The 24,870-nt window shown below is 62.3% G+C and carries 21 protein-coding genes; 5 read left to right on the top strand and 16 right to left on the bottom strand.

Annotated features, from left to right (window positions below; all coding sequences use genetic code 11):
- Positions 1 to 132: 132 nt before the first annotated feature.
- Both AR456_RS07070 and AR456_RS07065 read left to right on the top strand, forming a co-directional pair.
- Positions 133 to 1,110, top strand: coding sequence for an MBL fold metallo-hydrolase (locus AR456_RS07070; RefSeq protein WP_021820680.1), 978 nt, complete (start codon positions 133 to 135; stop codon positions 1,108 to 1,110).
- 343 nt (positions 1,111 to 1,453) lie between these two features.
- The gene (locus tag AR456_RS07065) at positions 1,454 to 2,779 is read left to right on the top strand and encodes an amidohydrolase (protein WP_021820679.1); all 1,326 of its coding nucleotides are present in this window, start codon (positions 1,454 to 1,456) and stop codon (positions 2,777 to 2,779) included.
- 138 nt (positions 2,780 to 2,917) lie between these two features.
- Here the strand turns inward: AR456_RS07065 and AR456_RS07060 are convergent, their stop codons facing one another.
- Positions 2,918 to 3,925, bottom strand: a complete 1,008-nt coding sequence (locus tag AR456_RS07060; protein ID WP_021820678.1) for an aldo/keto reductase — start codon at positions 3,923 to 3,925, stop codon at positions 2,918 to 2,920.
- 170 nt (positions 3,926 to 4,095) lie between these two features.
- Between AR456_RS07060 and AR456_RS07055 the strand changes: the two genes are divergently transcribed.
- The gene (locus AR456_RS07055; RefSeq protein WP_021820677.1) at positions 4,096 to 4,563 is read left to right on the top strand and encodes an Lrp/AsnC family transcriptional regulator; all 468 of its coding nucleotides are present in this window, start codon (positions 4,096 to 4,098) and stop codon (positions 4,561 to 4,563) included.
- Here AR456_RS07055 and AR456_RS07050 read toward each other — a convergent pair.
- Entirely contained in the window at positions 4,557 to 5,618 is a 1,062-nt protein-coding gene (locus AR456_RS07050; RefSeq protein WP_021820676.1) for a PLP-dependent cysteine synthase family protein, read from the bottom strand. The two genes, AR456_RS07055 and AR456_RS07050, sit on opposite strands and share 7 nt — an antisense overlap.
- 338 nt (positions 5,619 to 5,956) lie before the next feature.
- Here AR456_RS07050 and AR456_RS07045 point away from each other — a divergent pair, with 338 nt between their 5' ends.
- Complete coding sequence (locus AR456_RS07045; protein WP_021820675.1) at positions 5,957 to 6,925, top strand: Rpn family recombination-promoting nuclease/putative transposase; 969 nt, start codon at positions 5,957 to 5,959, stop codon at positions 6,923 to 6,925.
- Between the two features lie 23 nt (positions 6,926 to 6,948).
- Here AR456_RS07045 and AR456_RS07040 read toward each other — a convergent pair whose 3' ends face one another.
- The 5 genes from AR456_RS07040 to cbiE form a co-directional block, all read right to left on the bottom strand.
- Positions 6,949 to 8,421 (bottom strand): helicase HerA-like domain-containing protein, encoded by a 1,473-nt coding sequence (locus AR456_RS07040; protein ID WP_021820674.1) that lies wholly within the window; start codon positions 8,419 to 8,421, stop codon positions 6,949 to 6,951.
- A gap of 96 nt (positions 8,422 to 8,517) precedes the next feature.
- Positions 8,518 to 9,279, bottom strand: a complete 762-nt coding sequence (cobF, locus tag AR456_RS07035; RefSeq protein WP_021820673.1) for a precorrin-6A synthase (deacetylating) — start codon at positions 9,277 to 9,279, stop codon at positions 8,518 to 8,520.
- Complete coding sequence (gene cobM, locus AR456_RS07030) at positions 9,276 to 10,109, bottom strand: precorrin-4 C(11)-methyltransferase (protein WP_021820672.1); 834 nt, start codon at positions 10,107 to 10,109, stop codon at positions 9,276 to 9,278. The genes cobF and cobM overlap by 4 nt, the downstream gene beginning before the upstream one ends.
- Positions 10,106 to 10,471, bottom strand: coding sequence for a cobalamin biosynthesis protein (locus AR456_RS07025; RefSeq protein WP_021820671.1), 366 nt, complete (start codon positions 10,469 to 10,471; stop codon positions 10,106 to 10,108). Before AR456_RS07025 ends, cobM begins: the two co-directional genes overlap by 4 nt.
- A complete protein-coding gene (gene cbiE, locus AR456_RS07020; protein ID WP_021820670.1) occupies positions 10,468 to 11,709 on the bottom strand; it encodes a precorrin-6y C5,15-methyltransferase (decarboxylating) subunit CbiE in 1,242 nt (413 codons plus the stop codon). Before cbiE ends, AR456_RS07025 begins: the two co-directional genes overlap by 4 nt.
- Between cbiE and AR456_RS07015 the strand changes: the two genes are divergently transcribed.
- The gene (locus tag AR456_RS07015) at positions 11,708 to 12,457 is read left to right on the top strand and encodes a cobalt-precorrin-6A reductase (protein WP_021820669.1); all 750 of its coding nucleotides are present in this window, start codon (positions 11,708 to 11,710) and stop codon (positions 12,455 to 12,457) included. The two genes, cbiE and AR456_RS07015, sit on opposite strands and share 2 nt — an antisense overlap.
- Here the strand turns inward: AR456_RS07015 and cobJ are convergent.
- The 9 genes from cobJ to AR456_RS06970 form a co-directional block, all read right to left on the bottom strand.
- Complete coding sequence (gene cobJ, locus AR456_RS07010) at positions 12,433 to 13,185, bottom strand: precorrin-3B C(17)-methyltransferase (RefSeq protein WP_021820668.1); 753 nt, start codon at positions 13,183 to 13,185, stop codon at positions 12,433 to 12,435. The two genes, AR456_RS07015 and cobJ, sit on opposite strands and share 25 nt — an antisense overlap.
- Positions 13,182 to 13,907 carry a precorrin-2 C(20)-methyltransferase gene (gene cobI, locus AR456_RS07005; RefSeq protein ID WP_021820667.1) on the bottom strand — a complete coding sequence of 242 codons (726 nt, stop codon included), beginning with the start codon at positions 13,905 to 13,907 and terminating at the stop codon, positions 13,182 to 13,184. Before cobI ends, cobJ begins: the two co-directional genes overlap by 4 nt.
- On the bottom strand, positions 13,904 to 14,533 hold the full coding sequence (locus AR456_RS07000) for a precorrin-8X methylmutase (protein ID WP_021820666.1): 630 nt from the start codon (positions 14,531 to 14,533) through the stop codon (positions 13,904 to 13,906). The genes cobI and AR456_RS07000 overlap by 4 nt, the downstream gene beginning before the upstream one ends.
- A gap of 119 nt (positions 14,534 to 14,652) precedes the next feature.
- Positions 14,653 to 15,831 (bottom strand): precorrin-3B synthase, encoded by a 1,179-nt coding sequence (gene cobG / locus AR456_RS06995; protein ID WP_021820665.1) that lies wholly within the window; start codon positions 15,829 to 15,831, stop codon positions 14,653 to 14,655.
- The gene (gene cobN / locus AR456_RS06990; protein WP_021820664.1) at positions 15,828 to 19,709 is read right to left on the bottom strand and encodes a cobaltochelatase subunit CobN; all 3,882 of its coding nucleotides are present in this window, start codon (positions 19,707 to 19,709) and stop codon (positions 15,828 to 15,830) included. Before cobN ends, cobG begins: the two co-directional genes overlap by 4 nt.
- On the bottom strand, positions 19,709 to 20,824 hold the full coding sequence (gene cobW / locus AR456_RS06985) for a cobalamin biosynthesis protein CobW (protein ID WP_021820663.1): 1,116 nt from the start codon (positions 20,822 to 20,824) through the stop codon (positions 19,709 to 19,711). Before cobW ends, cobN begins: the two co-directional genes overlap by 1 nt.
- Positions 20,815 to 22,254, bottom strand: coding sequence for a cobyrinate a,c-diamide synthase (locus AR456_RS06980; RefSeq protein WP_021820662.1), 1,440 nt, complete (start codon positions 22,252 to 22,254; stop codon positions 20,815 to 20,817). Before AR456_RS06980 ends, cobW begins: the two co-directional genes overlap by 10 nt.
- On the bottom strand, positions 22,251 to 24,050 hold the full coding sequence (locus tag AR456_RS06975) for an AAA family ATPase (protein ID WP_021820661.1): 1,800 nt from the start codon (positions 24,048 to 24,050) through the stop codon (positions 22,251 to 22,253). The genes AR456_RS06980 and AR456_RS06975 overlap by 4 nt, the downstream gene beginning before the upstream one ends.
- Positions 24,034 to 24,843, bottom strand: coding sequence for a CbtA family protein (locus tag AR456_RS06970; RefSeq protein ID WP_021820660.1), 810 nt, complete (start codon positions 24,841 to 24,843; stop codon positions 24,034 to 24,036). Before AR456_RS06970 ends, AR456_RS06975 begins: the two co-directional genes overlap by 17 nt.
- Between the last annotated feature and the right edge of the window lie 27 nt (positions 24,844 to 24,870).

Below are 24,870 nucleotides of genomic sequence, written 5' to 3'. Positions count from 1 at the left end.
GGTGTGCTATTCCTTCGCAGGCAAACACGTAAACCGCACGCTGATACCGATCAGTACTCTCGATTCCAGCGCACTCGGTTCCAGCGCTCTCAATTCCTACACTCTCGATTCCAGCAAACGGAAAACCTTGTCATGATCGTATCCCAACACAAACTGTCATGGTCTCTGGTCGGCGCTACTATCGGTACCCTACTGGCATCAACGGCCCACGCCGCCCCACCCGAACAGCGCCATAACCAGGTAGACGGCTGGTTTCGTATGCTGCTCGGCCAGCACGAAGTCACGGCGCTCTACGATGGTTACGTCGACCTCGATACCCAGCTGCTGTCCGGAATGAATGCCGAGCAGATTCGCGAACGCCTCGACAGCCTGTTTATCGATAGCGAGAACGGAGTACAAACCGCGGTCAATGCTTTCCTGGTGCACACCGGCGACCACCTGGTACTGGTCGATGCAGGTTCCGCGGCGTGCTTCGGCCCCACGCTCGGCCATGTAGCCGACAACCTGCGGGCTTCCGGGTACACACCGGAGGATGTCGATACCGTACTGATGACCCACCTGCATCCGGATCATGTCTGTGGCCTGACGGACAGCGACGGCAACGTCGTCTACCCCAACGCCGAGCTACGTGTCAGCCAGACGGACGCGGATTACTGGTTGAGCGAGGAGCAGGCAGCAGCAGCTCCCGAGGACATGCAGCCCTTCTTCGCCATGGCCCGCGATGCGGTAGCCCCCTATCAGCAGGCGGAGCAGATGGCTACCTTCCAGCCGGGCGATGAGCTAATGGAGGGCATCGATGCGCTGGACACCGCTGGACACACTCCGGGACACGCCAGTTTCCAGTTCCATAACGGCGACAACGAGCTATTGGTATGGGGCGATATCGTACATAGCCACGGTGTGCAGTTCGCCAATCCCGATGTGGCAATAGAATTCGACAGTGACCAGCAACAGGCGACCGAAGCGCGTCGGAACACTATGGGTGCCGCTGCCCAGGAAGCCTGGTGGGTCGCCGGCGCGCACATGCCCTTCCCCGGCATCGGCCATGTCATCGAGGACGGTGATGGTTATCGCTGGCTGCCGGTGGAGTTCGGCCCGATTCGAGAGTGACGACCAACTGACAGAACGTTCACTAGCCTGGCGGCCGTCCCGTCCATCGGGTCGCCCTGGCCAGCGGGACTGATAGGTGACATGCCCGCAACACCAGACATGCCCTCAACACCAGAGATAGCGGGCTTGTCCGCGGCCCCGGAAACGTCATGTCACCGTACCGCAACCAAAGAACACAGTTATCTATCTGATATTGCGCCAGAGTCTTGAGCGTGGTCGCCATTGTATACAAGTCTAGCGTATACGGACTGCGGCTTCTCGTCAGGCCTCTGGACTATCACCGGCAAGGCCCGGGGAGCAGGAAGTTTCCAGATCAGGAAGACATTCAAGGACAATAACCATCATGAAACTCTCAGCCAGTGTTTCAACACTTGCCACCGCGATCAGCACCGCGACCCTGCTTACCACCCTTCCCATCGCCAGCAGCATCGCCCAGGCCAGCGCCCCGGCCTTTACCATCGACGATGCGCTGGAACAGCAGGTCATCGACTGGCGTCGCGATATTCACCAGCATCCCGAACTCGGGAATCAGGAAACGCGCACCGCAGCGCTGATCGCCGAACACCTCGAGTCGCTGGGACTGGAAGTCCGCACCGGCGTTGCCGAAACCGGTGTCGTTGCTTTTCTGGAAGGCGGCAAGCCAGGGCCGACCATCGCACTGCGCGCCGATATGGATGCCCTGCCGGTGGAAGAAAAGAATGATCTGCCCTTCGCCTCTCAGGCCACAGCAACCTACAACGGCAAACAAGTCCCGGTCATGCATGCTTGCGGCCACGATACCCACGTCGCCATGCTGCTTGGCGCGGCAGATGCCCTCGCGGAAATGAAGGATCAATTGCGTGGCAATGTGCTGTTCGTGTTCCAGCCAGCAGAGGAAGGCGTCTATGAAGCCGAGAGCTGGGGTGCCGAACAGATGCTGGCCGAAGGCGCCTTCGACGAACACCCGCCTGAAGCGGTGTTCGGCATCCACGTAGTGTCATCTCTGCATACCGGACAGCTGGGCTATCGCGCCGGGCCGATGCTGGCCTCCAGCGATACCTTCGAGATCGATGTGACCGGCAGCCAGACACATGGTGCCTCGCCCTGGAATGGTGTCGACCCGATCGTTACAGCCTCTCAGATCGTCACCAACGCCCAATCCATCGTCAGTCGTCAGGTCGATATCCGCACGCCCTCGGTGCTGACCTTCGGCATCTTCGAAGGCGGTGTGCGCGAGAACATCATTCCCGAGAACGTTACTCTCAAGGGAACCCTGCGCAATTTCGATATGGATATCCGCGACCAGGTCTTTGCCAGCCTTGATCGCATGGCGACCTCCACCGCTGAGGCCAATGGCGCACACGCCGAGGCTCACCTGCATGAAGGCTACCCGGTGACGGTCAACGATCCAGAGTTGGTGAATGCCATGCTGCCGGTAGCGCGGGAATTGGTGGGTGAGGAAGACCTGGTTGAAGTGCCGATGACCACTGCGGCAGAGGACTTCTCCTACTACGCTCAGGAGGTTCCCGGCATGTTCATCAACCTCGGTGTTACCCCACCCGATGAAAATGTCGCCGATGCCGCACCGAACCACTCACCACACTTCTTCGTCGATGAAGCCGCGCTGAAAACGGGCACGGAACTGTTCGTCAACATGGCGTTGCGCTACCCGGATCAAGTCGACTCCTGATAGCTCACGATATCTCACCAGCGCCGAGGCTGACCTCGGCGCTGACTCACCCATCCCGACACCAGCTGAGACTCGTTCCTGACGCCGAGAAGGCGACATTCTCTCTGGCGGCAACTTCTACTGATGGAATGCCTCTCTCTAGCGCTCGGCTGCCGGCACCGACTCGGTATCGATTTCCTTGAGCTGCGCTTCGCTGTAGCGGTCGCCATCGACATCACGCAGCATGTCATCGAGGCGCGCAACGACCTCCGGCGCCAACAGGATATCCGACGCTGCGAGATTCTCCTGCATATGCGCAATGCTGCGTGTCCCGGGAATCGGCAGAATGTCATCGCCCTGAGAGCGCAACCAGGCCAGCGCCAACTGTGCGGGAGTGCAGTCAAGCTGCTCCGCCAGTGCCAGCACGTCCTGCAGGCGCTCCAGATTGCGCGGATAGTTCTCGGCACTGAAGCGCGGCATGCCCAGCCGCACATCGCCCTCGACCAGCGTCGAGACATCCTTGAGCTTGCCGCCGAGAAAGCCGCGCCCCACCGGGCTGAACGCCACAAAGGCCGTGCCCAGCTCACGACAGGCCGCCAGGGTGGCCACCTCAGGATTACGGGTCCACAACGAATACTCGGACTGAAGTGCGGTGATCGGATGCTCAGAGGCAGCTCGGCGCAATGTTGACGCTGATACCTCGGACAACCCGATACCACGAATCTTGCCCTCCTCGACCAGCCGCCCGAGTTCACCGACGCTCTCCTCGATGGGAATCTGAAAATCGAGACGATGTAGATAATAGAGATCGAGGTGATCGGTCTTCAGGCGTACCAGGCTTTCCTCACACTGGCGTCTCAGCACTTCCGGGCGGCCATCGATCACCTTGCGCTGAAGCTCTGGGTCACGTGCCATACCGCATTTACTGGCGAGGAATAGCTGATTGCGGTACGGCGCCAGCGCTTCACCCACCAGCTTTTCATTGAGTGTCGCGCCATATAACGTCGCCGTGTCGAAATGGCGATAGCCCATCTCGAACGCCTCGCGCAGGGCGTGCAGTGCTTCGGCGTCAGTCAGAGGCGTGCCATAGGCATGGCAGAGATTCATGCACCCAAGGCCAATCGTCGGATCGCTGGAGGTATTCAACAGATGGGTAACAGGCGCCATGGGAGTTGTCCTCGAACAGGGAGTAAACATGCAAGGCATCCAAGCCTATCGCAAATGCCACGAACCATCACCGCTCCCGGGCCGACCACATAGAGAAGAATTTACTCACTCGCAGGCTCAAAGGTAGAATTTGATTCTCATCACATCGGCGAATGGAGAGATTGACAATCGTGCCATCACTGGACCGTTATGACCGCCAGCTACTGCGACTGCTGCAGCAGGATGCCTCGCAGTCGGTCAAGCAATTGGCCGAGGCCGTCAATCTCTCGACCACCCCCTGCTGGAAACGCCTCAAGCGGCTGGCAGATGAAGGCTATATTCGTGCGCGGGTCGCTCTGCTCGATCCCGAGAAGCTGGGGCTGGGCCTGTCGGTGTTCGTGCAGGTGAAGACTCAGCGCCACAACAATGCCTGGCTGGAGGACTTCGCCCGCAAGGTGATGAGTTTCGAGGAAGTGGTGGAGTTCTATCGTATGTCCGGTGAGTGGGACTACATGCTACGCGTGGTGGTGCGGGACATCGCCGCCTACGATGCTTTCTACAAGCGACTGATCGCCAGTGTCGACGGGCTCAGCGATATCAGCTCCAACTTCGCCATGGAGCAGATCAAGAACACCACCGCCCTGCCTATCGACTATTGATCCGAGCAACCATCGAAGCGCGCCAGCCACTCTCTCGAGGGGGTCAGCGAACCGAGCTGCGCTGCAACCCACTCGGCATCATAGTAACTGTCCAGATAGCGCTCACCGCCATCGCACATCAGGGTCACGATGGAGCCCTGCTCACCGGCCTCGCGCATGCGTTCGGCAACTGTCAGCACGCCCCATAGATTGGTGCCGGTCGAGCCACCGGCCTTGCGCCCCAGATGCTGCTCCAACCAATGAATGGCAGCAACCGAGGCCGCATCCGGCACCTTGAGCATCTCGTCGATGACTTCCGCGACAAAGGATGCTTCCACCCTCGGCCTGCCGATGCCTTCGATACGACTGCCGACCTCGCTGGTCAGACTGGGGTCGCCCTGCTGGAAGCTGTCATGGAATACCGAGTTTTCCGGGTCGACCACCATCAACCTGGTGTCATGACCGGAGTAACGGATATAGCGCCCAATGGTCGCCGACGTGCCACCGGTGCCGGCGCCCATGACGATGGTATGCGGAATGCTGTGCCGCTCCATGGCCATCTGCTGGAAGATGCTCTCGGCAATATTGTTGTTGCCGCGCCAATCGGTGGCGCACTCGGCAAAGGTAAACTGGTCCATGTAATGACCGTTCAGCTCCTCGGCCAGTCGTTCAGCGCGGGCGTACATCTCGCAGCCGCGTTCGACGAACCAGCATTGCCCGCCAAGATATTCAATCTGCGCAATCTTGCTGCGCGCGGTGGAAGCCGGCATCACCGCATGAAACGGTAATCCCAGCAGGCGCGCGAAATAGGCCTCGGATACCGCCGTGCTGCCGGACGACGCCTCGATGACCGGCGTGCCCTCGAGAATCCTGCCGCTACAGATGGCATGCAGGAACAGCGAACGCGCCAGACGATGCTTGAGACTGCCGGTGGGATGCGAGCTTTCATCCTTGAGATAGATATCGATCCCCACCTGCTCCAGCGATGGAATATCCAGCTTGTAGAGATGGGTATCCGCCCAGCGACGACGATCACTGTCGATACGATGGATGGCCTGACGAACCCAGTCACGCATGGGAGACTCCACATGGATTATGTACCCGAGCAGTTTAGCCCCAGCGCTCGGGAAGAAGTTTTCAAAAACTGGTACAGCCGGAGACATTGCAGAGTAAATTTTTCTCCCATCCAGCAACATTCTATAAAATCCAACCTCGAAGACCACGCTGACCCGAATTACTTTCATCTGGTGTCGATATGACCACCGAGGCTAGTGACACGACCTGATCATGTGCTTGCTCAAGCAAGGGAGCGACGATATTTCGCTCTTCCCGCCCTCACCCAGCCGCTTCTCTTGATGATATAGACGCTCCTCAGCATGGTTAGGGCTGTCCAGGTCGAGATAATGGGAGCGTCATGAATCACCCGCATGACCACAGTTACAAATTGCTGTTCAGTGAACCAAGGGTGGTTCGCGACTTGCTGACGGGGTTCGTCAAGGAAGATTGGATCGAGCGGCTGGATCTCGATTCACTGGAGAAGGTCAGTAGCACCTTCGTCACCGACGACCTGCGCGACCGCGAAGACGATGTGATCTGGCGAGTGCGCTTTGGCGACGAATGGCTCTATGTCTACCTGCTGATCGAGTTCCAGAGCACCATCGACCCGTTCATGGCACTGCGCATCATGACCTACGTCGGCCTGTTGTATCAGGACCTTGTCAAACAGAAGAAACTGACCCAGGACAACAGGTTGCCTCCCGTGCTGCCGATCGTGCTGTATAACAGCGAAAAGCGCTGGAATGCGGCACTCAATGTCTCGGAACTGGTCCAATCGGTACCGGGTCATCTGGAACACTATCGACCCGACTTGCCCTACCTGCTGCTGGATGAAGGAGAGATTGTTGCCAACGGGGAATGGCCCGAGGAAACCCGCAATGTGGTATCGGCCATCTTCCGCCTGGAACATCACCACAGCCAGCAGGATGCCGTTGATCTGATCGGATTACTGGTACAATGGTTGCAAGCGCCGGAGCAGACCCAGTTGCGTCGGCACTTTGTCCTCTGGATCAAGCGAGTCCTGCTGCCGAGCTGGGTGCCCGATAATGACGAGAACGAGTGGCAGGCGCTGAACGATTTGAACGAGGTGCATAACATGATGGCTGAACGTGCAAAACGCTGGCCGGAGCAGTGGAAACAGCAAGGGCTTGAAGAGGGGCGTCAAGAAGGCCGTGAGGAAGGTCGCAAGGAAGGCGAACAAAGCCACGCACAATTGGTCGCCCGCAATATGATCGAACGCACCTCCATGGATGACCAGTTAATCTCTGAACTGTCTGGACTCAACCTCGAGCAGGTCCGCAGGCTGCGGGATGCGTTGAAGCCCTGATCCCGCAACCTCTTGCGTCGCCCCTACCTCTTCAGCAACGACCCCAGCACACCACGTAACAACTGGCGTCCCAGGCTGCTGCCCGCCGCTCTTGCCATGCTCTTGAGGAAGGCTTCGGTGCTGCTCTGACGACTCGATGAGCCGCTACGCGACTTGCTGCTGGTCTGCCTTTTCTCGGCAGCCTTTGCGGCAGTGACGCTCTCTTCCTCTGCCGCTTGTCGGGCGGTGCGCTCGGCGAGTATCTCGTGGGCCGAGCGTGGGTCTACCGCATCACGATAACGCCGCTGATTGGGATCATGGGCGAGCACGGCTGCGCGCTCCTCCTCGCTGGCCGGGCCGATACGTGACTGGGGTGGGCGTATCATCACCCGCTCCACCGGAGCCGGGATGCCCTTGTCCATCAGCGTCGATACCAGGGCTTCACCGACACCCAGTTCACTGATCACGGTTTCGGTATCGAGACCGGGGGTCTCGCGGAACGATTGCGCAGCGACCCTGACTGCCTTGCGCTCCTTGGGGGTGTAGGCGCGCAGCGCATGCTGCACTCGATTGCCGAGCTGGGCCAGCACCGCATCGGGAATATCCGCCGGGCTCTGGCTGACGAAATACACCCCCACGCCCTTGGAGCGAATCAGCCGTACCACCTGTTCGATCTTCTCCAGCAGCGCTTTCGGGGCTTCCTTGAACAGCAGATGGGCCTCGTCGAAGAAGAACACCATCACCGGCTTTTCCGGGTCGCCAAGCTCGGGCAGGGTCTCGAACAGCTCCGACAACAGCCACAACAGGAAGGTGGAATAGACCCGTGGGCTGCGAATCAGAGTATCCGCGGCCAGCAGATTGATCACACCGCGACCCTCACGGGTGGTCTGCATCAGATCTTCCAGCTGCAATGCCGGCTCACCGAAGAACGCCTTGCCGCCCTCGCGCTCCAGCATCAGTAGGCGCCGCAGAATGGCGTTGACCGATGCCCTGGACACGCCATAACCGCTGCCCAGCTCCTTGCTGTTGTTGCCCAGGTATTCCAGCGTCGAGCGCAGGTCCGCCAGGTCGACCAGCAACATGCCCTCCTGATCGGCAAACTCGAAGACCAGGGTCATGACGCTCTGTTGAGTCTCGTTGAGGTCCAGCAGACGCGACAGCAGTTGGGGCCCCATCTCGGAAATCGTCGAGCGAACCGGAGTACCCTTGTCACCAAACAGGTCCCAATAGGCGACCGGATAGCCACAGAAGCGATAGTCCTCAATGCCGATGCTGCTCACCCGCTCTTCGACCTTGGGATGCGCGGTGCCTGGCTGGCTGATTCCGGAGATATCGCCCTTTACATCAGCCATGAATACCGGAACGCCGAGATCGGAGAAGCCTTCCGCCAGACATTGCATGGTCACCGTCTTGCCGGTGCCGGTGGCCCCGGCAATCAAGCCGTGGCGATTGGCATAGCGCGGATCGAGACTTACCTTGCCGCTCTCGCAGCCTCCGACAAGAATGGCCTGACTCATGATTCCTTTCCCCTGGCAGCTATGCAATCTGTGCATGTCAGCGAGGATCATAGCCAGCTTTATCGATAGTTGTCACCGCACGCCACGGAGCGAGGCTCAATTCTGCCTCGCCAATAGATAGGTATCCATTATCCAACCATGCTGCTCGCGGAGTTCGGCTCGGCGCTTGAGGATGGTTGCGCCGATGTCCTTGAGTGCGCCGTCGATCAGACATTGCTGGTCCATGCCCAGGTAGGCGCCCCACCAGATATGGATGCCGTCGCTGTCCAGCGTCTCGAAGGCTCCTCCGCTGTCGAGCATTACCGCAACGCTTGTTGCATCAGCGGGCCAGCCGCGTTCGCGCAGGCGGCGTCCGGTGGTGATCTGCACCGGCTCGGCCAGGGCATTGAGGGGAATGCGGTGTTCGGCGGTCAGCACCTGCAGGCTGGTTATGCCGGGTACCACGTTCACGGCGACCTTGCTTCCGGCGACGCTCAATCGCTCGGCGATACGCAGGCTGCTGTCGTACAGCGATGGGTCGCCCCAGATCAACATGCCGACACGCCCACCCTGTGGCAGATGAACTTCCATCAGCCCGCCCCAGATGGCAGCAATCGCTGTATGCCAGTTCTCCACCGCCGCCAGGTAATCGCCGTCACTATCACGAGTGGGCAGGTCGAACTCCACCACTTTTGGCTGCTCGCCTTCGGTGCCGAGAATCTGTCGACACAACAGCCGGCGCAGGTCCACCAGTTGCGTCTTGCCTTCGCCCTTGCGCGGCAGCAGGATCAGGTCGGCCTCGCGCAGTGCCTTTACTCCGGCAAGCGTGACATGCTCGGGATTGCCGGTGCCGATGCCGATCAGCGATAACTGAATCATGACTCTTTGCCCTTATCTTCGTCACTGCATACGCCCTGTTCAGCCAAAAGCCTCGTCTCCGCGAAGGGAGAATCCGCCGATTGAGGGCGGAAGCGTCGGTCATAACCCAGTGCGTACAGGCAGCTTTCGTCGAAGTCTTCTGCTGCCAGCACCGGGCCGACAATGATCAGTGCGGTGCGATTCATTTCGGGGTCGAGTTTGGCCTCTACCGTGGCCAATTGCGCGCGGATAATGTGCTCATCCGGCCAGCTCGCTCGCCAGACGATGGCCACCGGGCAATCCGCGCCATAGAACGGTGTCAGCTCGGCGACAACGTGGCCCAGTGCATGGATGGATAGATGCAGTGCCAGGGTCGTGCCGCTGCGGGCGAAATTGGCGAGGGTTTCGCCATCCGGCATGGAGCTGGCCCGTCCTGAGGTACGTGTCAGCACTACAGATTGCGCCACTCCCGGTAGGGTCAATTCCTGGCCCAGGCTGGCTGCCGCTGCAGCAAAGGATGGCACGCCAGGCGTAATCGCATAGGGAATATCCAGCTCACGAAGTCGGCGCAGTTGCTCACCCATCGCCGACCACAGCGACAGGTCCCCTGAATGCAGCCTTGCCACATCCTGCCCCTCGGCATGAGCGGCAGCGATATGTTCGATGATCTCGTCCAGCGACAGCGGTGCGGTATTGATGATCTTCGCCGCTGGCGGGCAGTGTTCAAGTATCTGCTCGGGCACCAGCGAGCCCGCATACAGGCACACCGGGCAACTGGCGATAAGGTCGCGCCCGCGCAGGGTGAGCAGATCGGGGGCACCAGGTCCGGCGCCGATGAAATGTACGGTCATGCAATACGTCCTCTTGCCAGCGCTGCGGTAGCCTTGCGGTCTGCGGAGATCATGCGCGGGCCGAGTAACTCAGCTCCGTCACCAGCGGCGATCAACGCCACCGCTTCGGCGACACTGCCAGTGCCGCGTGCCTTGAGGCTATGTCGAGAATGGGTAATGGTGGCCGCCTGTGGCAGTGCGGCTTCTGCCACCGGAATTACCGCCACGCCTCGTGCCTCGCCCAACCTGGCGACCAGCGGCCACATGCTGTCGGCCACGGCGAGTCGGTCGATGGCGCCGTATTGCTCCACAAGACGGTCCAGCAACGCGTCAAGTGCCGACAGCGACGCCCCGGAGCGAAAGCCGAAACCGACGACCTTCATCGCCGCACCCGCCACTGCACAATGGGATAGGCCGACTTCCAGCCCCGCCGACTGCCAATCGCGGTCACGGTGGCCATTTCCAGGCGCAGCAACTCCCCACCGACCCGCTGCTGCCAGTCGATCAACAATGCCTCAGACTCCAGGGTGACCGCATTGGCGACCAACCGCACGCCACTCGGCAGCCGTTGCCAGAGTTGCTCCAGCAGTTCCGCCGAGAGTCCGCCGCCGATAAAGACCGCATCGGGCTGTGCCTGGCCTTCCAGCACATGGTCTTCCAACACGTCGGGGACGGCGCCTTCGACGACCTCCAGCCAATCAACGCCCAACTGCTCGGCATTGTGCCTGGCTCGGGCGGCACGCTGCGGGTGACGCTCGAACGCCAGCGCCTGGTTATCCGGGTGAGCCAGCAGCCATTCGATGGCCACCGAGCCGGAGCCGGTGCCGATATCCCAGAGCCGCTCGCCCGCAGCTGGAGCCAGTGCCGCCAGGGTCATGGCCCGCACACTCTGCCGAGTGATCTGTCCGTCATGCTCGAAAAACCCATCCGCCAGTCCGGGAGTCAGCGGCAGCGAAGGCCCTTCTCCGGCGACCTCCAGCCCCACCGCCACCGGATGCTGGATATCCTCCGGCAGCTCATCGGTCAGCGCCACGCTACGCAGGCGCTCTTGATCGCCGCCCAGCGCTTCGAGGATAGACAGCTGCGATTCGCCAAAACCCCACTGCCTGAGCAACACAACCAACTCGGCAACTGCGCCACCGTCACGCAACAGCACCAGCAGTCGTCGGCCAGGCTGCAGATGGGGACGAACACGCGTCAACGGCCTGGCATGTAGCCCGAGACAAACACAGCCTTCCAGCGGCCATGCCAGCCGTGAAGCGGCCAGGCTGAACGTCGATGGTGATGGCAGGGCCTGCCATTCACTGCGTGGCAGATGGCGGGCCAAGCGGGTACCGGCACCGAACCAGAAGGGATCGCCGGAGACCAGCATCACCACCCGCCGACCACGCTCGGCCAGCAGTTGGGGAATGCCTTCGGCAAAGGGCACCGGCCACTCACGAATCTCTGCTGCCAGCAGTGGCAACAGGCGCAGGTGACGCCGTGCACCAAACACCAGCTCCGCCGCTTCGAGTGCCGCATGGCTTGCCGGAGTCAGGGCCGCTGTGCCACTCTCCGTCCAGCCCAGTAGCGTCAGCCAGGGCGTTTCGCCCCAGCCTGAAGTGCCTTCGAGATCAACCATGAGCAAAGTCCTGATTCTGGGTGGCACCAGCGAGGCCAGTGCACTGGCCAACGCCTGCGCCCGCCAGCAGATTCCCGCCGTGTTCAGCTATGCCGGACGTGTCACCACCCCCAAGGCCCAGCCGCTGCCGACCCGCGTCGGTGGCTTCGGCGGTATCGAGGGTCTGAGCGCCTATCTGAGCGAGCACGCCTTTACCCATCTGGTCGATGCCACCCACCCCTTTGCCGTGCAGATGAGCCGACATGCAGTGCAGGCCGCGGCTGACACAGGCGTCGAGCACATCGCCCTGACCCGTGCTGGCTGGCAGCCGGAGGCCGGTGACTGCTGGCAGAGTGTCGCCAGTATCGAGACAGCAGTGGATACATTGTCGGGGCCTGCCGAGCGCGTGCTGCTGGCCATCGGACGCATGCATCTGGCCGCGTTTGCCGCTCAACCGCAGCACCACTATCTGCTGCGGCTGGTCGATACTCCGCAGACGCCTCCCCCACTGCCTCACCACACCGTCACCGTTGACCGAGGGCCATTCAGTGTTGAGGGTGACCTGGCGCTGCTGCGTGAACATCGCATCCAACGTCTGGTGTGCAAGAACGCCGGTGGCGTCGGCGCCAGCTCCAAGCTCATCGCCGCCCGCCAACTGGGATTGCCGGTACTGATGATCGAGCGCCCCGAACCGCCGCCACGCCGCGAAGTGCATGGCGTTGATGCGGTGATGGCGTGGCTGGCTCATGGCACCGACCTCGGCGTGTAGACCAGCGGCTCACCGCTGCTCCGCTCGATCAGCCGCGTAAGGCTCGATCCGACGATCACCAGGGTGCGCATATCGGCCATCTCCGGCGTCGCCGCGCCCAGGCTGGTCACCTTGATGGCTTCCTGTGGCGTCGATACAGCACGAGCGAAGACGATCAACCGCTGCTCGCCACAGGCCTCACGCAAAAGCTCCAGAGCACGTGCAAAGCCTTCGGGGCGCGCTCGGGAGCGGGGGTTGTAGAAGGCCATGGCAAAATCGGCCTCGGCGGCCAGACGCAAGCGGCGCTCGATCAATGCCCAGGGCTTGAGGTTGTCGGACAGATTGATGCAGCAGAAGTCGTGGCCCAGCGGCGCGCCCACTCGGGCACTGGCGGCAAGCATTGCCGAGATGCCCGGCAACACACGAATGTCGAGCGTTCGCCACGCCGGATCACCGGCTTCCAGCGCCTCGAAGATTGCCGATGCCATGGCAAACACGCCCGGATCACCCGATGACACCACCGCGACCCGGCGCCCCTCGGCGGCCATGCGCAGTGCCGCTTGTGCGCGCTGCAATTCCTCACGATTGTCCGAGGCATGACGCACCAGGCCTGGCCGAGCGGGCACTCGCTCGACATAGGGCTGATAGCCGACGATATCCGTGGCCTCGGCCAGGCTCGCGGCAACCTCCGGGGTCAGCATGCTCTCGGCACCAGGCCCCAGCCCGACGATGGACAGCCAACCGCTCATGGGCGCCTCCCGTTGCCATGAATCAACAGGATCGAGAAGTATGGCGCGCTGTCACCTGCCTCGCTGAAGGGCATTACCCGCTCCTCGGCCATAGCCGCATACTCGACCAACCAGGCCTGATCCTCACGTCCGGCGCGTTGCAGCGCACGACGCAGCTTGGCGAGGTTACGACCGATCTTCATCACCACCAGCGCATCGGTCTCGGCGATACGCTGCACCAGGGCTTCCTCGGGCAGCGTGCCCATCAATACCGTCATCACATCATCGCCCCAGGTCATCGGCTGCCGGGTCGCGGTCCAGGCGGCAGACATGCCGGTGATACCGGGCACCACTGCCACCGGCACCTTGTCCCTCAGACGCTGGTAGAGATGCATGAAGGAACCGTAGAAGAACGGATCGCCTTCACACAGCACCACCACATCCTCACCGGCAGCGCTGATCTCGCTGAGCTGGGCGACACAATCGGCGTAGAACTTCGCCAGACACTGGTTGTAGCGCGGGTCCTCGAAGGGAATCTCGGTGGTGACCGGATACTCCATGGCCAGCTCGATGACCTGTCTGTTCAGCATGCCTTCGACGATGCCGCGCGCATGCCCTCGGCGACCTCGCTTGCGGAAATAAGCGATATGTGTGGCCTGACGGATCAGGCGGTCGGCGCGTACGCTCATCAGGTCCTGGCAGCCAGGCCCCAGCCCGACGCCATAAATGGTTCCCGTCGTCATTCGTTACGATCCGCCATGGCATTGAGGGCGGCGACCGTGACCGCGCTGCCACCGAGTCGCCCGCGCACGATGCAGCAAGGCACCGGAGCGGTGTCCCACAGCGCCTGCTTGGACTCTGCGGCACCGACGAAGCCTACCGGGCAACCGATGATCGCCGCCGGTCGTGGGCAATCCGCGTCCTCAAGCATGTTCAACAGATGGAACAGCGCCGTTGGCGCGTTACCGATTGCCACCACCGCGCCCTCCAGATAAGGCCGCCACAGCTCCAGCGCCGCCGCCGAGCGGGTATTGGCCAGCTCACGGGCCAGATCGGGCACCCGCTCGTCATGCAATGTGCAGATGATCGGGTTGTCCGCCGGCAACCGCTTGCGAGTGATGCCCTCGGCCACCATGCGCGCATCACACAGGATCGGTGCACCCTGCTCCAGGGCCGTGCGTGCCCGGCGAACCACGTCACCGGCAAAGTGAATATGCTCGGCCAGCTCCACCAGGCCGGCGGCATGAATCATGCGCACCGCCACCGGCTCTTCGTCCACTGTAAAGCGAGCCAGCTCGGCCTCTCGGCGAATGGTGGCGAAGGACTCGCGATAGATGGCCGGTCCATCGGTCTCGTAGATGAAGGGCACCGTTACTCTCCTGATGAAATGGAGGACAGCCTGAAACAGGCGAATTCTTCAGAGCGTCCTTGAATGCTTGTACAGCTCAATCGTTTTATTGCACGACGTACTTGAGCACGTTCGTCGATTTACTCAGCGCTTCGTCTCTTTATGGGGTTGTCGAAATTGTCGAGGTAATCGAGTACTTCGGGCGCACTCAGGCCAGACACCAGCGGGCGGTCATCCGCTCGACCGTCGACAACCAGATCGAAGCGTCCGTCGTTGCCCACAAGGCACAGCGTCGCAGGGCACTGACGTGCACAGCCCTTGGCACAGCCGGAGACATGAACCGACCCCGCCACTCGCCCACCCAGGTGCTCCGCCAGCGCCTGAGTCGCAACACTCGCCTGGGCGCAATACGGCGCTCCGGGACAGGCATCCACAGCCAGCCGCGGGTCGCGCTCATCCATCGGCAGCCCATGGCTCGTATCAGTTTCGACACCCTCGATCAGCAGACGCCGCCAGGCCGTCACGCGCACCGCACTGATCGTGGTTGGTTGCAGGGCCTCGGCGAGGGTTGAGGCGGCCACGCGCCCAAAGGGAATGCCGACGACCATGCCCAATGGATACTGCCCCAACGCCAGCGGCTTGCGAATGGGCGCTGGCGATACGCGCCCCTCTGCCCAGTCCGGCAACGGCACACGGTGGCGACGCATGCGCCCCGCCGCATTACCCCCGCTGTCGATAAACCATTGCGCAAGGCGCAGCAGAGCGCTGATCGCCTCATCGGGTGAGGCCACGGCCAGCCCCTGTGCGCGGCCATCGGCACGCACCAGCAAGCTGCTGCTGGCCGCACGCTCGATGCGAAAATCCGCCGAGACCTCGCTCAACATCGGCGCCACTCCGGCATCGATGGCAAAGCCGACCTTGCCCGGCAGCGCCGGCAGTTCGTCCAGACGCGCCGTCAACTGCTCGGCCAGGCGTTGCGTGTCATCCCCCGGCTGCCAGTCCGGGGCCACCAGCAGATTGCGGCGGCGTTCGGCCTCGGGGTCCGGGTCAAGCAGTCCCTGTTCCGCGAGACAGGCCAGCAGCTCGGGCCAGTGCTGCCGGGTAACGCCACGCAACTGCAGATTGGCGCGATTGGTGACTTCGATCAGACCGCTGCCGAAGGTCTGCGCCGCCTGACACAGCGCCAGCATCTGCTGTCGCGTCAGACGGCCATGGAACGGACGAACGCGCACCAGCAAGCCATCGCCGGAGGCCATCGGCTGCCAGGCACCGGGGCACCAGCCCTTGACCAGCGGAGCCGTGCTTGCGCCGCGACTCATATCGACGTGCCTTCTGCGCTCGACATGCCGACTTCGCGGCCCTCATCGAGCTCCAACAACAGGTCCTGCAGCGCCGCACCATGCTCGCCGGGTTCCTGCCACAGCCCGCGCTGGGCGGCTTCCAGCAGGCGTTCGGCCATTTCCTCCAGGGCGGCGGCATTGTGTTGGCGCAGAAAGCGCTGATTGGCCGGGTCAAGCACCAGCGCCTCGGTGACCTGGGCATACTGATAGTCGGCCACCAGTTCGGTGGTGGCATCGTAGGCAAACAGGTAATCCACCGTGTCTGCCATTTCGAAGGCGCCCTTGTAGCCGTGCTCGCGCATGGCATGAATCCATTTGGGATTGAGTACCCGCGAACGGATCACCCGGTTCAGCTCTTCCTTGAGGGTCCGGATTCGCGGCCGTGCGGGGTCGGCATGATCGGCGTGGTAGATCGCCGGTGTTGTGCCACCGAGCATTCTTGCGGCATTGCTCATGCCGCCCTGGAAGGCGTAATAGGTACTCGAATCGAGGATGTCGTGTTCGCGGTTGTCCTGGTTGTGCATGACCGCATCCAGGCCCGCGAGCTGCTGCTCGAAGGCCGCTCGGGCGGCGGTGCCGGACTCGGGAAACTGACCATAGGCGTAGGCGCTTGCGCGTAGATATTCCTCGGCCAGATCATCCGCGCCCTGCCAGGCACGGTTGTCGATCAGTCGATCGAGACCGACGCCATAGTCGCCGGGGCGACTGCCGAAGACGCGATAACTTGCCTCACGCGCGGCGGCATCGGCGCTCAGTCCCTGTGACTCAAGCTGCTGCTGACGCGCGACGATACTGTTGCGAATGCTGTTGCTGTCCCCCGGCTCGGCATAGGCGGCTACTGCCTGAACGGCGCTATCGAACAGGCGAATCACATTGGGGAAGGCATCGCGGAAGAAACCCGACACCCGCAGCGTGACATCCACCCGCGGACGTCCCAGCAACATGGCGGGAATCACCTCGATATCGACCACGCGCTGCGAGCCCAGCGACCACACTGGCCGCACCCCCATCAGCGCCAGTGCCTGGGCAATATCATCACCGCCGGTACGCATGGTTGCCGTGCCCCAGATCGACAGCCCCAGGCGACGCGGGAAGTCACCGTTGTCCTGCAGGTAGCGCTCGACGAAGGCCTGGGCCGATTTCTCGCCCAGCGCCCAGGCGGCAGGCGATGGAATCGAGCGGTTATCGACGGTGAAGAAGTTACGCCCGGTGGGCAACGTATCCAGACGCCCGCGACTGGGTGCGCCACTTGGCCCCGGCGGAACAAAGTAACCGCTCAAGCCATCCAGCAGCGACTGGATTTCCATCTCGGCCCCGCGCTGCATCGCCGCCCATACCGTGTTGCGGGCATAGCGCAGCAATTCTGCAGTGGTCGGATACTCCCGCGCCAGTTCGTCGAGCGAGCCCTCGGCCGGAGCGTTCTCGGCCAGTACGTTCTCAGCCAGTACGTTCTCAGCCAGTACATAGCCGGCTACCAACCGATGGGCCAGCAACTCCAGTCGTTCACGCGTATCCGCCGCCGTGCGCCACAGCGACGTATCCAACTCTTTCAGCACTTTAGGCCTGGGGCCTTGCCAGGCCTCGGCTCCAGCCTTCAGCGGGTCGAAGTCGGCCAGATCAAGGTCGTCTGCCAGGTTATGCAGCAGGCCGCGCTGTGTGACCGACTCGCCGCGTGGCAGGCGCAGGATGGCGACCAGTGTGGCCGCCAGCTTGTCGTGCTTCGGCAGGCTACCGAGCACATGCAGGCCATGGCGAATCTGGGCTTCCTTGATATCGCACAGCCAGGTGTCCAGTTCGTTGAGCAGCGCGTCATCGTCGTCACGATCCATGCCATGGGCCAGCTCCTGGTCGATGCCGGACTCACGCAGATGCTCGACAATGCGCTCGCGCAGCAATGCCTCGCGCCGTGGGTCCATGCCCAGTGCCTGGTAATACTCATCGGCCAATGACTCCAGCTCCGCCATGGGACCGTATAGCTCGGCTCGCGCCAGCGGCGGCATCAGGTGATCGATGATCACCGCCTGGCTGCGACGCTTGGCCTGGGCGCCCTCACCGGGGTCGTTGACGATAAACGGATAGAAGTGCGGCAGCGGCCCCAGTGCGATATCCGGCCAGCATTCGGCGGACAGCGCTACGCTCTTGCCCGGCAGCCATTCAAGATTGCCATGCTTGCCGACATGGATGACCGCATCCACCTGATAGTGATCACGCAGCCAGAGGTAGAACGCCAGATAGCTGTGCGGAGGTGCCAGTTCGGTATCGTGATAGGACTGGGTCAGGTCATCGATGAAGTCGCGTTCGGGCTGGATACCGACGAAGGTGTCGCCGAGGCGAATACCGGCGATCATCAGCCGTCGCTGGCGACACTTGGGATCGTCCTCCGGCACGCCCCAGCGTTGTAGCACGGTGTGGCGCAATGCCTCCGGCAAGGTCTCGAACCACGCCTGGTAGTCCTCCAGCGCGATGCTCTGCCAACAGGGTCGCAGGTCCAGTTCGGCGTGCTGATTGGTGACCGCACCCTGCAACAGCTCGATCAGCGCATCACCATTGGCTGGCACGCCGTTCACTGGATAGCCTGCCGCCTCCAGCGCCTGCAGAATCCGCAGCGTCGACTCCGGCGTATCCAGCCCGACACCGTTACCGATGCGACCATCGCGGTTGGGATAGTTGGCGAGGATCAGGGCCAGCCGCTTGCGTGCGTTCGGCTGCTGTCGTAGTACGCAATAACGCCGGGCCAGCTCGGCCACAAAGGCCGCGCGCTCGGGGTGCAGCGCATGGCGAATGATCGGCAACTGGCAGCGCTCGCTGTACAGCGCTTGTGTCTTGAAAGCCACGGCACGGGTGATGATTCGCCCGTCCATTTCCGGCAGCACCACCTGCATCGCCATGTCGCGACTGCGCAGGCCATTGCTGCCTTCGCTCCAGTCCTCCTGTGTGCTGCTCGACAACACCGCCTGCAGCACCACCGGCCGTCCCGTCAGCAGCACGCCATCCTCCGTATCCCCCTCATCGTCAGGGCTGCGGTTGATGGAGAACCCGGTGGTATTGACGACCAGCATCGCCCCACTGTGTTCGAGCAGATGATTGACGAAGGCCAGACAACGCTCTTCCTTCAGCGAGGTCACCGCCACCGCCAATGGCTCCAGGCCACGACGGCGCAGCGCTTCACTCAGGCCATCCAGCGCCTGAGTATTGGCCCCTTGCAGATGGCTGCGATAGAACAACAGTAGACACACCGGACGCCCGGCAATACGCTGCTCTCGCCACTCACTCAGGGTGGCTTCCCGTCCCTCGCGATCAGCGGTGGCCGGAAGGTACAGCAGGGCATCGGGCATGCGCCGGGGCTCGCGCCAGTTCAGCTCCAGCCCCAGACACTGCTCACCGACACAACGCAGCAATTGCTCGGCGTTGTCGGTGCCGCCTTCGCGCAGGTAGCGCCAGACCCGATGCGCCAGCTCCAGAGGTACGCTGGAATCCTTGAACAGTGCCTCATCCGGCGCATCGCAGCCCGGCACCACGATCAACTGACGCTGCGGGTCATCTGCAGCCCATGCCAGCAACCGCTCATACCCATAGCGCCAATAGCCGCGACCACCAAGCAGCGACACGATCACCAGGCGGGCCTTTTCCAGCACGCGATCCTCATAGAGATCGTAGGCCGCTGGCTTGACCAGGTGCATCCAGTTGGCAAGCCGCAGTGTCGGATAGTCATCGGCCAGCCGCTCGACCGCCTGGGCCAGCGCCGACAGGCTGCTGTCGGCAGCGGACAGGATGACGACCTCGGCAGGCTCCTGCTGCAGATCGACGATACCTTCATCGTCGACGAACCCACCGGGCCTGGCGGCAAACAGATGCATCAGGCGCTCACATCAATCTCGGTAACATCGTCGATCTGTGCGGCGGATAACGCCTTGCGCAGTGCCGCTTCATCCAGTGACCTGCCGATGATCACCAGTTGCGTGTGGCGCACTTCGTCCTGACGCCACAGGCGATCGAAATAGCTTTCCAGACGCTCGCCCACGGCCTGGACCACCTGACGCATGGCCTTGCCGGGAATCGAGGCAAAGCCCTTGGCGCGATAGATCTCCTGGTCCTTCAGCAACTGCCGCAGGGCACCAGCCAGCGCCTCGCCATCGACGTCTCCCAGCCGGATGACGCAGGAGTCGAAATGATCGTGGGCATGGTCGTGATGGGCGCCTTCGGCATGATGGCGATCATGATGGTTATCGATGTGATCGATATGCTCCTCGCTCGCCGCACCGATCCCCATCAACGCCTCCAGTCGCGTGCTGTCGCCTGCCAGCGTCTGATCGATGAACAGCGTCTTGACCGAGTCCGGCACACGCTTTTGGATCAGCGCCTCGACCCGCTCGCGCTCCCCGGCTTCCAGCAGATCGGTCTTGCTGACCAACACCAGGTCTGCGGCGCTTAGTTGGTCGTCCAGCAACTCGCGCAGGCTGGGGTCATGATCAAGACTCTCATCGGCACGGCGCTGCGCCTCGACCCGCTCGACATCAGCGGCATAGCGTCCGGCGGCGACCGCCGGCCCGTCGACCAGGGTAATGATGGCATCGACCGTGCAATGCTGACGGACCTCCGGCCAGTTGAAGGCCTGCACCAACGGCTTGGGCAGTGCGAGACCACTGGTCTCGATCAGGATATGGTCAATGTCGTCACGGCGTGCCACCAGCTTCTTCATCACCGGCAGGAATTCCTCCTCCACGGTGCAGCAGATACAGCCATTGGCCAGCTCATAGATGCCGTCATCCGCCTCGGATGACGGACGTTCATCGTCGCAATCCAGCGCACAGCTACGTAGCAGATCGGAGTCGATATCCTGCTCGCCAAACTCATTGACGATGACGGCGATACGCTTGCCGGTCACACCGCGTAGCAGACTCGCCAGCAGCGTGGTCTTGCCACTGCCGAGAAATCCGGTCACTACCGTGGCGGGAATCTTGTTCAGTTGCATGCGGGAAACTCCTCAGGAGAACAGTCGTTCAGCGTATCGCCGCGCAACAGGCGCGCCACGGCGATGGGATTGTTGGGAAAGAACAGGTGCAGATAGGATGCCGTGAGACGGCGCACGCGATAGATGGCCTCGCCAGGCGCGGGATGACGCTGGCGTCGGCCATGGGCGATAGGCTCTGGGGTGCCTTCACTGACCGAACGGTGATGGGCATGGCCGCGAATCGCGCCCTCGGGCAGCTCGGCGGTCTGCATGCCCTGGCAGCCATTGCGGCCACGCATCCAGCCGTGGCCAGCCATCAGCCCCAGCATGCCGTGGGTCTGTTCAGCGTGATCCGTCAGCGTCTCCAGGCAATAGAGCATGCCGCCGCATTCGGCGAGAATCGGTTTATCCGCAGCGAAGAAATGCCGGATATCGTCTGCCAGCGAAGTGTTGGCCGCCAGTCGAGCGCCATGCAACTCGGGATAGCCACCCGGCAACCACAGCGCGTCACAGACCGGCAACCGCGCGTCATTCAGCGGCGAGAAGAAACGCAGCTCCGCTCCCATCTGTTCCAGCAGATCGAGATTGGCCTGATAGATGAAGCTGAAGGCCGCATCACGAGCCACTGCGACAACGAGCCCCTCGAGCATGGGAGGGATGCTGGCCTCGGGACGGGCATCGCCTGTCACGGTGTCAAGAGCAGGAGCAAATTCGACCGCTGGCATGGCGAGCAGCGCCTCGCCCAGCGAACGCGCTGAAGGCTCTGTCAGCAAGGCACTGGCTCCGGCCTCGAAGCGGGCTTCCAGGTCGTCGCGAATCTCCTCGGCCTGCACCAGCCCCAGGTGCCGCTCGGGTAATGCCAGCCCGGCGTCACGCGGCACCGCCGCCAGTAGTGGAATCGAGTCCGGCATTGCCGCTTCAATCAATTCACGGTGGCGTTGCGAGGCACAGGCATTGGCGATCAGCCCGACCACCTGGATGTCATCACGAAACCCAGCCAGACCGGAAACCAGTGCTGCCACCGTCTGGGCCATGCCCTTGACGTCCATAACGATCACCAGCGGCAGGCCGAAGCTGGCGGCGAGGTCGGCACTGGAAGGCTCACCGTCATACAACCCCATGGCGCCTTCGACCAGAATCAGGTCCGCGTCCAGCGCTGCTTCGTACAGTCGCTGGCGACACCAGGCCTCACCCGCCATCCACAGATCCAACTGTTCGACTGGCTGACCGGATGCCTGAGCCAACACCTGAGGGTCGAGATAATCCGGGCCGGTCTTGAACACCCGCACCCGCTTGCCCTGATTGCGCAGCATCCGCGCCAGTGCTGCGGTGACCGTGGTCTTGCCCTGCCCCGATGATGGCGCAGCGATAAACATCGCCGGACAGGCTGCGGTAGTAACCGGCAAATGCTCGCGCTGTTCGATGTGAGAGCTGATCGTATCAGTGGTCATGCCAGTACCTCGCCAGACAAGGGGCGATAGCAAGCATCCAGCTGCCTGGCAATCCTCTCCGCCTGGCCGCGCTTGACGCTGGACTGTTCGGTATCCACCACGATGCAGTCGCCCAATGGCGGCAGGTCACCGACAGACTCTCGAGTGCGGCCATCGGTAATCAGGTAGGTGCGCACATGCAGACCGGGCTGCTGGCGCCGCCATTGCTGAATCATGTTCACGGCACGCTGAACAGCCGCGCGCAAAGGTGTTCCTCCACCTGCCCGAAGGGTATCGAGTCGCTTGACGAGTTGCGCAGGAGCACGGCGGCGCGTCATCAAGGTGCTGACATCATCGTTACCGAAGCCCAGCACCGCCATCTGCTCGCGGGCGGCATAGGCCTGGCGCGCCAGAGCCTCGACCAGCCCCTTGGCACGGCCCAGCAGTTGCTGACCCAGCGTAGAGCCGGAGGTATCCAGCAACACGAAGTGCAGCACCGTCTGTCCACTCCGCGCTTTGCGATAACGCAGTCGCTGTGGCGGCCACTGGCCATGGTTGGCCAGCAGGGTGTTGAACCAGTCCGGCGATTGCGTATCGGCGCGTGTCCGTCGCTGCCCGGTCTGCCGCCCCTTGCGGTTGCGGCGAATGCCGGGTGGCTGATGGGAGATGTCCGCCTTGATATGCGGTGTGTTGATTTCCTGGAATTCGGGTAATGATGTCGCACGGGCCTGCTGCTGCACCGGTGGCATGGCACCCCACTGCCCCTGTTCGCCTGGTGTGCTTGACTCACTTGCATGCTCCGCCGAGCGCTCCCCCATCGTGGAAGCAGGTGCTTCACCAGGCGGCTCTCCAGCACCAGAGCCACCGCCACCTGACGGCTCATCAGGTGGAGAGCCGGGAGGCATTGAATCAGAAGGCGGAGAATCGGGAGACTGGCTAGCTTCGGCGTCGCGGGTGCGGCGATGGGCCAGTACCCAGGGTTCGACGATGTCGATGTCCTCTCGCGTCACTACATCGCTTCCACGCCAGGCAGCATGGGCCCGCGCAGCGCGGTGCCAGCTCACATCGGCACGCATCCCTTCAACACCCGCCGCATCACAACGAGTGGCAATCTGCTCATAGCAGCCATCGGATACGGCAATATCTGCCAGGGCTTCACGTGCGGCCTCGATGCGCTCTGTCAGCGCCAGTTGCTCGGCACGATGGGCCGCCAGGCAAGCCTCGGGGTCACGTTCGAACGCCTCGCGTTGCTGCACGATGGCGACCCGCTCCTCGACGCTCGGCGTCGCCTGCAGTTGCAGACACAGGCCGAAGCGATCCAGCAGCTGCGGGCGTAGTTCGCCCTCGTCCGGGTTCATGGTGCCGATCAGGCTGAAGCGTGCCGAATGGGCGTGGCTGATGCCGTCACGCTCGACGGTATTGATGCCTCGCGCGGCGACGTCGAGCATCACATCCACCAGGCTGTCCGGCAGCAGATTGACTTCATCGACGTAGAGCACGCCACCATCGGCTCGCGCCAATAATCCCGGCTGCAACCTCGCCTCGCGCTCCGACAGCACCTGTTGCAAGTCGAGGCTGCCAATCAGGCGATCTTCACTGGCTCCCAGCGGCAGATTGACGAATGGCGGGCGCTTGCCCTCGGCATCCTGCGGCAGGACGTCGGCCAAGGCACGAGCCAGAGTCGACTTGGCACTGCCCCTTGGGCCACTGATCAACACGCCCCCCACTCGGGGATCGATGGCATTGATCAGCAATGCGGTCTTGAGCGCCTGCTGACCGACGATGGCGACAAACGGAAACTCAGGCGGAAGTGTCATGAGCCACCAGCAGCGGTGCCTGGGTCAGGCGCCTGAGGACAAGCGTGCACAGCAGACCGGCCAACAACCAGAACAGCAGATTGGTGATGCCAGTGGCCCAGATGAACTCTCGATGCAACTCGTTCAACGCCTGCACCACTTGAGGGTCAGGGTGGCTGAACATCGGCCCTTCATGACTCGGCACCCAGCTATAGGGCACCAGCAGTAGCGGCAACCCGAGCAGACGCTTCCAGCCAGTGGCCAGAATCAGCAGCGCCAAGCCAGCGGCAGCAGCCACCACAGTGGTGATCCACCATGTCTGGCGGGCTTCGAGCGCTGCCGCCGAGGCACCGGGAATCTCCGGCGGCAATCCCAGTGACGGAGCGACGAAGATGGCGAGATAACCCAGCACCCCGACCGTCAGACCCGCGAGGGGCGTCAGCGTCAGGCGTCCCCGATCATGGAGTTGATTGAGCAATACCAGCAGGATGGCGGCAAAGCCGATGCCGGCACCGATATTGGAGACCATGGTGTAGAACAGCCGCTCGCCACCATCGGCCGGTGCCCAGGCCTCTCCCCCATGGTGGTGGTCATGATCACCATGCGCCTGCTCGTGGTTATGGCTATGATCATGGCCCAGGGCCATATCAGCACCACCGACGTTGAGTTGTTCTTCAACCTGAACGTCAGACTGTCCTTCAAATTGCTCTGCCGCCAGCAGAATGGGCGTCACGCCTATCACCTGCATGGTCGTCATCGCCAGCCCAAGGACAATACCGATCAGGCAGGCACGCAGTATCAGGGAACGGAACATCGCGAATCCTCCAGAATGCATTCAATA

Origin of the sequence: Halomonas huangheensis, assembly GCF_001431725.1 — a bacterium.
Lineage (GTDB): Bacteria > Pseudomonadota > Gammaproteobacteria > Pseudomonadales > Halomonadaceae > Halomonas > Halomonas huangheensis.
This window is presented reverse-complemented; position numbering and strand designations above follow the sequence as displayed.

Bases quoted from the DNA above. Each gene is read 5' to 3' on its own strand.
- cobJ (WP_021820668.1), bottom strand. From the start codon at position 13,185: ATGAGCGGTTGGCTGTCCATCGTCGGGCTGGGGCCTGGTGCCGAGAGC.
- AR456_RS07065 (WP_021820679.1), top strand. From the start codon at position 1,454: ATGAAACTCTCAGCCAGTGTTTCAACACTTGCCACCGCGATCAGCACC.
- cobM (WP_021820672.1), bottom strand. From the start codon at position 10,109: ATGACCGTACATTTCATCGGCGCCGGACCTGGTGCCCCCGATCTGCTC.
- AR456_RS07040 (WP_021820674.1), bottom strand. From the start codon at position 8,421: ATGAGTCAGGCCATTCTTGTCGGAGGCTGCGAGAGCGGCAAGGTAAGT.
- AR456_RS07045 (WP_021820675.1), top strand. From the start codon at position 5,957: ATGAATCACCCGCATGACCACAGTTACAAATTGCTGTTCAGTGAACCA.
- AR456_RS07025 (WP_021820671.1), bottom strand. From the start codon at position 10,471: ATGAAGGTCGTCGGTTTCGGCTTTCGCTCCGGGGCGTCGCTGTCGGCA.
- AR456_RS07070 (WP_021820680.1), top strand. From the start codon at position 133: ATGATCGTATCCCAACACAAACTGTCATGGTCTCTGGTCGGCGCTACT.
- cobG (WP_021820665.1), bottom strand. From the start codon at position 15,831: ATGAGTCGCGGCGCAAGCACGGCTCCGCTGGTCAAGGGCTGGTGCCCC.
- AR456_RS06975 (WP_021820661.1), bottom strand. From the start codon at position 24,050: ATGACACTTCCGCCTGAGTTTCCGTTTGTCGCCATCGTCGGTCAGCAG.
- cobN (WP_021820664.1), bottom strand. From the start codon at position 19,709: ATGCATCTGTTTGCCGCCAGGCCCGGTGGGTTCGTCGACGATGAAGGT.
- AR456_RS07015 (WP_021820669.1), top strand. From the start codon at position 11,708: ATGAGCAAAGTCCTGATTCTGGGTGGCACCAGCGAGGCCAGTGCACTG.
- AR456_RS06980 (WP_021820662.1), bottom strand. From the start codon at position 22,254: ATGACCACTGATACGATCAGCTCTCACATCGAACAGCGCGAGCATTTG.
- AR456_RS06970 (WP_021820660.1), bottom strand. From the start codon at position 24,843: ATGTTCCGTTCCCTGATACTGCGTGCCTGCCTGATCGGTATTGTCCTT.
- cbiE (WP_021820670.1), bottom strand. From the start codon at position 11,709: ATGGTTGATCTCGAAGGCACTTCAGGCTGGGGCGAAACGCCCTGGCTG.
- cobI (WP_021820667.1), bottom strand. From the start codon at position 13,907: ATGACGACGGGAACCATTTATGGCGTCGGGCTGGGGCCTGGCTGCCAG.
- AR456_RS07050 (WP_021820676.1), bottom strand. From the start codon at position 5,618: ATGCGTGACTGGGTTCGTCAGGCCATCCATCGTATCGACAGTGATCGT.
- cobF (WP_021820673.1), bottom strand. From the start codon at position 9,279: ATGATTCAGTTATCGCTGATCGGCATCGGCACCGGCAATCCCGAGCAT.
- AR456_RS07060 (WP_021820678.1), bottom strand. From the start codon at position 3,925: ATGGCGCCTGTTACCCATCTGTTGAATACCTCCAGCGATCCGACGATT.
- cobW (WP_021820663.1), bottom strand. From the start codon at position 20,824: ATGCAACTGAACAAGATTCCCGCCACGGTAGTGACCGGATTTCTCGGC.